Annotated in this window: 10 protein-coding genes and 2 pseudogenes; 10 read left to right on the top strand and 2 right to left on the bottom strand. The window is 66.3% G+C overall.

Annotated features, from left to right (window positions below):
• Both P24_RS20360 and P24_RS18725 read left to right on the top strand, forming a co-directional pair.
• Nucleotides 1-585, top strand: a pseudogene (locus P24_RS20360) (FAD-dependent oxidoreductase); the annotation flags it as partial.
• A 33-nt stretch (nt 586-618) separates the two neighbouring features.
• Entirely contained in the window at nt 619-1,872 is a 1,254-nt protein-coding gene (locus P24_RS18725) for an MFS transporter (RefSeq protein ID WP_008946323.1), read from the top strand.
• A gap of 4 nt (nt 1,873-1,876) precedes the next feature.
• On the opposite strand, the gene P24_RS18730 is transcribed toward P24_RS18725, so the two are convergent.
• Nucleotides 1,877-2,359, bottom strand: a complete 483-nt coding sequence (locus P24_RS18730; RefSeq protein WP_008946324.1) for a hypothetical protein — start codon at nt 2,357-2,359, stop codon at nt 1,877-1,879.
• Between the two features lie 69 nt (nt 2,360-2,428).
• On the bottom strand, nt 2,429-2,914 hold the full coding sequence (locus P24_RS18735; RefSeq protein ID WP_040708499.1) for a response regulator: 486 nt from the start codon (nt 2,912-2,914) through the stop codon (nt 2,429-2,431).
• Nucleotides 2,915-3,316: 402 nt separating this feature from the next.
• Here P24_RS18735 and P24_RS18740 point away from each other — a divergent pair, with 402 nt between their 5' ends.
• From P24_RS18740 to P24_RS20225, 8 genes and pseudogenes are all read left to right on the top strand, one after another.
• Entirely contained in the window at nt 3,317-4,066 is a 750-nt protein-coding gene (locus P24_RS18740) for a YebC/PmpR family DNA-binding transcriptional regulator (protein WP_008946326.1), read from the top strand.
• Between the two features lie 23 nt (nt 4,067-4,089).
• Complete coding sequence (gene ruvC, locus P24_RS18745; RefSeq protein ID WP_008946327.1) at nt 4,090-4,611, top strand: crossover junction endodeoxyribonuclease RuvC; 522 nt, start codon at nt 4,090-4,092, stop codon at nt 4,609-4,611.
• Nucleotides 4,608-5,249, top strand: coding sequence for a Holliday junction branch migration protein RuvA (ruvA, locus tag P24_RS18750; protein ID WP_008946328.1), 642 nt, complete (start codon nt 4,608-4,610; stop codon nt 5,247-5,249). Before ruvC ends, ruvA begins: the two co-directional genes overlap by 4 nt.
• Nucleotides 5,246-6,319, top strand: coding sequence for a Holliday junction branch migration DNA helicase RuvB (gene ruvB, locus P24_RS18755; protein WP_008946329.1), 1,074 nt, complete (start codon nt 5,246-5,248; stop codon nt 6,317-6,319). Before ruvA ends, ruvB begins: the two co-directional genes overlap by 4 nt.
• Nucleotides 6,312-6,803, top strand: a complete 492-nt coding sequence (ybgC, locus tag P24_RS18760; protein ID WP_008946330.1) for a tol-pal system-associated acyl-CoA thioesterase — start codon at nt 6,312-6,314, stop codon at nt 6,801-6,803. Before ruvB ends, ybgC begins: the two co-directional genes overlap by 8 nt.
• Before the next feature lie 13 nt (nt 6,804-6,816).
• Complete coding sequence (gene tolQ / locus P24_RS18765) at nt 6,817-7,548, top strand: protein TolQ (RefSeq protein ID WP_008946331.1); 732 nt, start codon at nt 6,817-6,819, stop codon at nt 7,546-7,548.
• 3 nt (nt 7,549-7,551) lie between these two features.
• On the top strand, nt 7,552-8,001 hold the full coding sequence (gene tolR / locus P24_RS18770) for a protein TolR (protein ID WP_008946332.1): 450 nt from the start codon (nt 7,552-7,554) through the stop codon (nt 7,999-8,001).
• Between the two features lie 57 nt (nt 8,002-8,058).
• A pseudogene (locus P24_RS20225) lies at nt 8,059-8,325 on the top strand (hypothetical protein); the annotation flags it as partial.

An 8,325-nucleotide genomic window follows, 5' to 3' on the forward strand; every position in this document is an offset into this window, starting at 1 on the left:
GGCGGCGGTGCCGCCGATGCGCTGCCGGCACGGGGCGAGCTTGGCACAAGGGCGCGGCAGGCCATCGAGGCCGGTACGGTGACGCTACTGGCGCCGTTCCGGGCGACTGGCATCACCGCCGCGCCGCAGGACGGTCTGCTGGTTACAGGCAATGGACAGGAGGTCGCCGTGGACGAGATCGTGGTGGCGACCGGCTTCCGCCCGGACCTGTCCTTCCTGCGCGAGGTGCGCCTGGGCATCGATCCGGCGCTGGAATGCGCAACGGCGCTGGCGCCGCTGATCGACCCCAACATCCACAGCTGCGGCACGGTGCGGCCGCATGGCGCGGCGGAACTGGCGCATCCGGAACCGGGATTCTACATCGCTGGCATGAAGAGCTATGGCCGTGCGCCGACTTTCCTGCTGGCCACCGGGCACGAGCAGGTGCGCTCCATCGTTGCCGCGCTGGCCGGTGACAGGGAGGCGGCAGCGAAGGTCGAGCTGGAATTGCCGGAAACCGGCGTCTGCTCTGCACAACCGACAAATCGCAAGGACATCCGGATTGCCGATACTGCGGTAAAGTGCTGTGCTCCCGCCAAGGTCTAGACCAATTCTCCATCGCCGCAGGCTCATGACAGTATGACCGCCCCCGCCAAGCCGTCCCCGGCCGCCGGCCTCGATCGCCAGGGCTGGATCCTCGTCCTGACCCTGGCCAGCGCGCAGCTCGTTTCCTGGGGGTCGCTGTTCTACAGCTTCTCGCTGTTCGTCGTGCCGATGGAACAGGATCTCGGCTGGTCGCGGGCATCGATCAACGGGGCGCTGTCGATCGGTCTGCTGGTGTCGGGCCTGACCGCGCTGCCGGTCGGCATCGCCATCGACCGGGGGCGGGCGCGGCTGGTGATGACGATAGGCTCGCTGCTGGGGGCGGCGGTGCTGGCGATCTGGGCGGTAACGGACAGCATCTTCGTCTTCTATGCGATCTGGGCGCTGATGGGCATGGCGCTGGCCTCCACCCTCTATGAACCGGCCTTCGCGGTGCTGGCAGTGCGGCTGGGTACGCGCTACCGCTCCGGCATCACCGCGATGACGCTGATAGGCGGGCTGGCCAGCACGGCCTTCATCCCGCTGACCCAGCTGATGATCGAGCTGTGGGGCTGGCGCGAGGCGCTGGTCGGGCTGGCCTTATGGAACCTGCTGTTCTGCGCCACGATCCATCTGGTGGTGCTGCGCGACCCTGCCCGCAAGGCGGCCCGGCAACAGGATGTGCCCGAATCGGTGCCGGCGGCAAAACCGGCGGGCGCCGGCAAGGCGCTGATGCGTCAGCTGATGGCGCTGCCGCGCTTCTGGGCGCTGTTGATGGCCTTTATGTTGTACAGCGCGCTGATTGCCGCGCTGCTGTTCCACCTGGTGCCGATGATGATCGGGCGCGGTCTGCCGATGGCGGCGATCATCGGTGCCATGTCGGTGATCGGGCCGATGCAGGTGGCCGGCCGGATCGTGCTGATGAGCTTGGGCGGGCGCATGAGCTCGGCGGTGGCGGGGCGTGTGGTGTTCTCGCTGATGGTGCTGGCGATGGCGCTGCTCTGGCTGGTGCCGACGACGGCGGCGCTGGCGATAGGCTTCTGCGCGCTCTACGGCACCGCGAACGGTGTCATGACCATCGTGCGGGCAACCATCGTGCCGGAACTGCTGACCAGCGAGGCCTATGCCACGGTGAATGGCGCGATGTACATGCCGGCGACCGTGGCCAAGGCAATAGCGCCGTTCGTGGCGGCGCTGCTGTGGGAATGGTCCGGCGGCTACGATCTGGTGCTGATGGTGCTCGTGGTGCTGGCCGCGCTGTCGGCCGTCGCCTTCTGGCTGGCTGGAACCTCCGCGCGGGCGGCGGAGTAGCCTCTCAGCGCTCCTCGCGGACCAGCGTTTCCAGCCCTTCGGCGATCTGGATGCCGATGGCGTGGCCTTCGCCGCTCATCTTGTTGTGCAGCACGGCGCGTATCGCGTCGATATGGGCGCGGATAATTTCCAGCTGCGTGTCGCTGGCGGTCTCAAGCCCTTCGATGAAGCGGCACAGCGATCCGCCGATCCGGGTGATCAGCGGGTAGTTGAAGTTCGATCCCAGTCCGCGCAGGTCGTGCGCCAGATTATAGATGCGCTGGCCCTGTGCCTGGGCCTGGCTGGGGTCGCCCTTCATCGTCTGATAGGCGGCCTGCATCTCCTTCAGCGTGGGGTCGGCCTCCTTGGTGAGATCGATGGAGCCGGCCACCTTCTGCATCGCGGCCTCGGCCTTGGCGAGGGCAGTCGCGTTCAGGCTACGCGGATCGGTGATGTACTGCTTCAGCTTGTTCGCCGGGTGGATGATCTCGATGTTCTTCTTCGTCATCGGCCCTTGCCCTGCCGTCTGGGCCCGGCGGCGCCGGGCGGAGTGGAGAATGATCGGATTTTATATACCCTAATTTTCGTCGGCCCGCTTCTCCGGACCGTCGAACGGCATGTTTTTTCGTCGCCGGTCCGGTCCGAAATAGCGGCCGGTGCGGATGAAGGGCCGGCGATGGTTCACGATGGAGTTGATACGCGCCAGCAGCGCCTTCGCGGTGACCGGCTTGGCGATGAATTCGTCCACGCCGGCGTCGCGCGCCAGCTCCACCTTCGCACGCTCGGTATGGCCGGTCAGCATGATGACCGGAATGAAGGGATCGGGGCTGTCGGGGTTGCTGCGCAGATAGCGCGTGAAGTCGATGCCGTCCATCGGCTCCATGTTCCAGTCGGTGATCACAAGATGCACCTCGTTGTTGCGCATCTTGTCCAGCGCGTGCTCGCCATCGCGCGCCTCAATGAGATTGCGGATGCCGATTGCCTCCATGATGGCACGGACCAGCGAACGCATGTGCTGGTTGTCATCCACGATCATGACGTTGAGTTGATCGATCCTCGACATTAAATGGAGCCGTCCCCCGCCTGCGCCTCTTCATCCGGCGCATTTTTTCTGCTTTCTGTCCTGCCGTCCTGCGCTTGCGTCGTATCCCTAGCCGGCGTGCCTTGGCAAGTCCCGAGGAAAAACCCCACACCCATCGCTGTCCGCGGCGCTGGCCGCGATACCGTCCTTCTCGTTGGCCTGACTGCGCTCAGGCTTGCCTACTCTACAGAATTCTCTTGCATGGCGCATGGCATTTGTTAAGTCCAACAACGTCTTACCGGATGGTATCGGTGCGGGCGGCCACTGCGGGACAAGGCAATTATTTGCCGGAGTCGCGTTCATGCAGCGGTTCCGCGTGCGATGATCCACTACATCTGGTATAAACCAGCAACCTCACGTTATGGAATCCCAGGACAGGCAGTCATGGCCGGCCATTCGCAATTCAAGAACATCATGCACCGCAAGGGCGCGCAGGACGCAAAGCGCGCCAAGCTGTTCACCAAGATCGCCCGAGAGATCACCACGGCGGCGAAGATCAGCGACGATCCGTCGTCCAATCCGCGCCTGCGTGCGGCCATCGCGCTTGGCCGGGCGAACAACATGCCGAACGACAACATTAACCGCGCCATCAAGAAGGGCACGGGCGGCGAGGGCGACACCGATTATGTGGAGATGCGCTATGAGGGCTATGGCCCCGGCGGCGTCGCCGTCATCGTCGAGGCGCTGACCGACAACCGCAACCGCACTGCGGCCGAGGTCCGGGCCGCCTTCTCCAAGCATGGCGGGTCGCTGGGCGAGACCAATTCCGTGTCCTTCATGTTCGACCGGGTCGGCCAGCTGATCTATCCGGTGAAGGCCGCCGATGCCGATGCCATGTTCGAGGCGGCGCTGGAAGCCGGTGCCGAGAATGTGGAGACGAGCGAGGAGACCCACGAGGTCACCTGCTCGCAGGAGGATTTCGCCGCCGTGCGCGATGCGCTGGAGGAGAAGTTCGGCGCTGCCCAGCAGGCCGGCCTCGTCTGGCGGCCGCAGAACACGACGCCGGTCGATGAGGAGAAGGCGGCGTCGCTGCTGAAGCTGATCGACGTGCTGGAAGACAATGACGATGTGCAGAGCGTCGCGGCGAATTTCGAAATTTCCGACGACGTGATGGAAAAGCTGACGGCGGCCTGATTGGCGCCGGGTGGGAGCGGGCAATGCGGCTGATCGGCCTCGATCCGGGGCTGCGGAACACGGGCTGGGGCGTGATCGAGGCGGTGGGCACCCGCCTCATCCACGTTGCCAATGGCGTGGTGCGTTCCGATTCCGCCGCTGACATCGCCTCCCGCCTTTTGCAGCTGAACCGGGGCGTGGCCGACATTCTGGAGCGTTTCGCCCCGGACGAGGCGGCCATCGAGGAAACCTTCGTGAACAAGAACCCGGAATCCACGCTGAAGCTGGGCCTTGCGCGCGGTGCTGTCATCCTGGCGCCGGCCAGCCTCGGCATTCCGGTCACGGAATATGCGCCGAACCGGGTGAAGAAGGCGGTGGTCGGCGCCGGCCATGCCGCGAAGGAGCAGGTGCAGATGATGGTGCGCACGCTGCTGCCCGGCTCCAACGCCATCGGCCCGGATGCGGCGGATGCGCTGGCCGTTGCCATCTGCCATGCGCATTTCCGGCAGACCGGATCTGCCTATGAGAAGGCGCTTCTCATGGCGCAGGCGGCAGGCGCGCGATGATCGCCAGGTTGCGCGGGCTGCTGGACAGCGCCGGGACCGATCACGCGGTGATCGACGTGAATGGCGTCGGCTATCTGGTCTTCGCGGCCGGGCGTACGCTGGACCGGCTGCCGAAGCCGGGCGAGGCGGTGACGCTGCTGATCGACACCCATGTCGGCGAGGATCATATCCGGCTCTATGGCTTTCTCGACGCCACGGAGCGCGACTGGTTCCGCCTGCTGATGACGGTGCAGGGGGTCGGCGCGCGGGTGGCACTGGCCATCCTCTCCGCCCTGACGCCGGACCAGATCGCCCAGGCCATCGCGGTGAACGACCCGAAGATGCTGGTCCGCGCCGACGGGGTGGGGCCGAAGCTGGCCGCGCGCATCGTGAACGAGCTGAAGGACAAGACCGCGCATCTGTCGCTGGCGGCGCTGACCGGCGGTGCCAAGGCAGAGGCCGGCAAGGCGGCGAATGGCGCTCCAGCACCTGCCGGTGGGGTCGAGGGTGCTGCGGGCGATGCGGTGTCCGCGCTGGTCAATCTGGGCTATGGCCGGACAGAGGCGTTCGCCGCCGTGATGAAGGCCAGCCGGACCCTGGGTGAGGGGGCTGAACTGCAGGCGCTGATCCCGGCGGCGCTGAAGGAGCTGGCGGCATGATCGACAGCCCGGACCGCATCGTCTCGCCCGAGGCAGAGGGCGTGGAGACGCAGGACAACACGCTGCGTCCGCTGGTCCTCGACGATTTCGTCGGCCAGAAGCCGGTGCGCGAGAACCTCTCCATCTTCATCGAGGCGGCGCGCGGCCGTGGCGAGGCGCTGGACCATGTGCTGTTCGCCGGCCCGCCCGGCCTCGGCAAGACCACGCTGGCGCAGATCGTGGCGCGCGAGCTGGGGGTGAATTTCCGCGCGACCTCCGGCCCGGTGATCGCCAAGGCGGGCGACCTCGCGGCGCTGCTGACCAATCTGCAGCCGCGCGACGTGCTGTTCATCGACGAGATTCACCGCCTCAATCCTGCCGTGGAGGAAGTGCTCTATCCGGCGATGGAGGATTTCCAGCTCGACCTGATCATTGGCGAGGGGCCGGCGGCGCGCTCCATCCGCATCGACCTGCCGCCTTTCACGCTGGTCGCCGCGACCACGCGGTCGGGCCTCATCACCACGCCGCTGCGCGAGCGTTTCGGCATTCCGCTGCGCCTGACCTTCTATGAGCCGGCGGAGCTGCGCCGCATCGTCACGCGCGGCGCCGGCCTGCTGGGCATGACCCTGACCGAGGATGGGGCGGAGGAAATCTCCCGCCGCTCGCGCGGCACGCCGCGTGTCGCCAACCGGCTGCTGCGCCGGGTGCGCGACATCGCCTCGGTGGCCGGGCTGGAGGCGGTGGACGCCAAGGCCGCCGATGCCGCGCTCACCCGCCTCGGCGTCGATTCGCTGGGCCTCGATTCTCTGGACCGGCGCTATCTCTCCTCGCTAGCGGAGACCTATCTGGGCGGGCCGGTCGGGGTCGAGACCATGGCCGCCGCGCTGGGCGAGCAGCGCGACGTGCTGGAAGAGGTGATCGAGCCCTACCTGATGCAGCAGGGGCTGGTGCAGCGCACACCGCGCGGCCGCATGCTGGCGCCGCAGGGCTACCGCTATCTGGGGCTGCCGATGCCGCAGGACCGGGCGCGACAGCTCGACATGCTCGGCAACGATCTGGGCAGCGACACGGATGAGGGGCCGGATGTCTGATCCGGTTCCCAGCGCCGCCGCCTTCGTGGAGGGGCCGGACGGGCGGCGGCATCGCCTGCCCGTGCGCATCTATTACGAGGATACCGACGCCGGCGGCATCGTCTATCACGCCAATTACCTGCGCTATGCCGAGCGTGCGCGTAGCGAGATGCTGCGCGACATGGGCTTCGGCCAGGCGGAATTGCGCGACCAGCATGGCATCGCCTTCGCGGTTCGCGGTTGCACCATCGACTATGTTGCCCCGGCGCGGCTGGACGATCTGCTGTGGGTCGAGACCCGCGTGCTATCCGTCGGCGGCGCCACCATCGAGGCCGAGCAGCGCGTGGAACGTGACGGCGCGCTGCTCGTTCGCATGCATATCCGCCTTGCCTGTCTTGGTGCCGGGCTGCGTCCGGCCCGGTTGCCGACGGTATTGAGGGATGCGATGCAGGCCTTACTTCATCCAACTTCTGCCATCTTCGTCATGACACTGCTCGCCAGCTAGGAGAGTACGTTTAATGGAACCTACCGTTATCGATTCGGTCGCCCTCGCGGGGTCCGTGGCAGCACACGACATGTCGCCTCTCGGCCTGTTCATGCAGGCCGACTGGATCGTCAAGACCGTGATGCTGATGCTGGCGCTGGCGTCACTCTGGTGCTGGGCGATCATCTTCGACAAGGCGATGACCCTCCGCAAGCTGCGCCGGCATGCCGCGCAGTTCGAGGAGAGCTTCTGGTCCGGCGGATCGCTGGAAGATCTCTATGACCGCATCGGCAACCGCCCTTCGGACCCGATGGCCTCGATCTTTGCCGCCGCGATGCGCGAATGGCGCCGTTCCGCCGCCAAGGGGCTGACCGCCACCGGGCAGTTGCGCACCAGCCTGCGCAGCCGCATCGAGCAGGCGATGAACGTCACCATCGGCCGCGAGATGGAGCAGCTGGAAAAGCACATGCCGTTCCTCGCCTCGGTTGGTTCGACGGCGCCTTTCATCGGCCTGTTCGGCACGGTGTGGGGCATCATGAATTCCTTCAGTTCCATCGCGGTGTCGAAGAACACCAGCCTGGCGGTGGTCGCCCCCGGTATCGCCGAAGCGCTGTTCGCCACGGCATTGGGCCTGGTGGCTGCGATCCCGGCGGTGCTGGCCTACAACAAGCTCTCCAACGATCTCGCGAAATACGCCGCCCGTCTGGAAGCCTTCGGCGCCGAGTTCAGCTCCATCCTGTCGCGCCAGCTCGACGAAGGGGAGTAAGCGATGGGCGCCAAGCTGGGCAATGGCGGTGGGGGTGTCGGTCGACGCAATGGCCGCTACACGCCGATGAGCGAGATCAATGTGACGCCCTTCGTGGACGTCATGCTGGTGCTGCTGATCGTGTTCATGGTGACGGCGCCGCTGCTGACTGTCGGTGTGCCGGTTGATCTGCCGAAGACGCAGGCCTCGCAGCTGAGCGACCAGATCGAGCCGCTTGTGGTGACCGTGAATGCCGAGGGCCGGCTGTTCATCCAGGAGACCGAGACGGATGCCGGGCAACTTGTGCCGCGCCTGCAGGCGATCACGCAGAACAAGCCGGACACACGCATCTATGTGCGCGGCGACCAGGCGATCAATTACGGCCGGGTGATGGAAGTGATGGGGCTGATCAATTCGGCCGGCTTCACCAAGGTCGCGCTGATCGCCGAGATGCCGCAGGAAAGCCGGCGCTGACCGGTCAGCATGATGTGGCAAGCGTGGTGAATAGATGTACGGGCAAGTGTAGGGAAAATGCGTAAGGGTCTCGCCCTGTCAGCTGCATTCCACGGTGCGATCGTCCTGTTCGCCTGGTTCGGCCTGCCGAACCTGATGCGGCAAGACCGCGTCATCGACGAGCCTGTCGTGGTCGATGTCGTGACGCTGTCCCAGGTGGCCAATCCGCCGGCCCCGGCCCCGGCCCCGACGCCCGAGCCGCCGGTGAAGCCGGTCGCCCCGACACCCGTCGCACAGGCGCCCGCACCGACACCGGCACCACCGCCTCCGCCTCCGCCACCCCCG

Source organism: Oceanibaculum indicum P24 (assembly GCF_000299935.1).
Taxonomy (GTDB): Bacteria; Pseudomonadota; Alphaproteobacteria; order Oceanibaculales; family Oceanibaculaceae; genus Oceanibaculum; species Oceanibaculum indicum.

Excerpts from the sequence above, each read along its gene's own strand:
- P24_RS18725 (WP_008946323.1), top strand. The coding sequence starts at position 619 with ATGACCGCCCCCGCCAAGCCGTCCCCGGCCGCCGGCCTCGATCGCCAG.
- P24_RS18730 (WP_008946324.1), bottom strand. The coding sequence starts at position 2,359 with ATGACGAAGAAGAACATCGAGATCATCCACCCGGCGAACAAGCTGAAG.
- P24_RS18735 (WP_040708499.1), bottom strand. The coding sequence starts at position 2,914 with ATGTCGAGGATCGATCAACTCAACGTCATGATCGTGGATGACAACCAG.
- P24_RS18740 (WP_008946326.1), top strand. The coding sequence starts at position 3,317 with ATGGCCGGCCATTCGCAATTCAAGAACATCATGCACCGCAAGGGCGCG.
- ruvC (WP_008946327.1), top strand. The coding sequence starts at position 4,090 with ATGCGGCTGATCGGCCTCGATCCGGGGCTGCGGAACACGGGCTGGGGC.
- ruvA (WP_008946328.1), top strand. The coding sequence starts at position 4,608 with ATGATCGCCAGGTTGCGCGGGCTGCTGGACAGCGCCGGGACCGATCAC.
- ruvB (WP_008946329.1), top strand. The coding sequence starts at position 5,246 with ATGATCGACAGCCCGGACCGCATCGTCTCGCCCGAGGCAGAGGGCGTG.
- ybgC (WP_008946330.1), top strand. The coding sequence starts at position 6,312 with ATGTCTGATCCGGTTCCCAGCGCCGCCGCCTTCGTGGAGGGGCCGGAC.
- tolQ (WP_008946331.1), top strand. The coding sequence starts at position 6,817 with ATGGAACCTACCGTTATCGATTCGGTCGCCCTCGCGGGGTCCGTGGCA.
- tolR (WP_008946332.1), top strand. The coding sequence starts at position 7,552 with ATGGGCGCCAAGCTGGGCAATGGCGGTGGGGGTGTCGGTCGACGCAAT.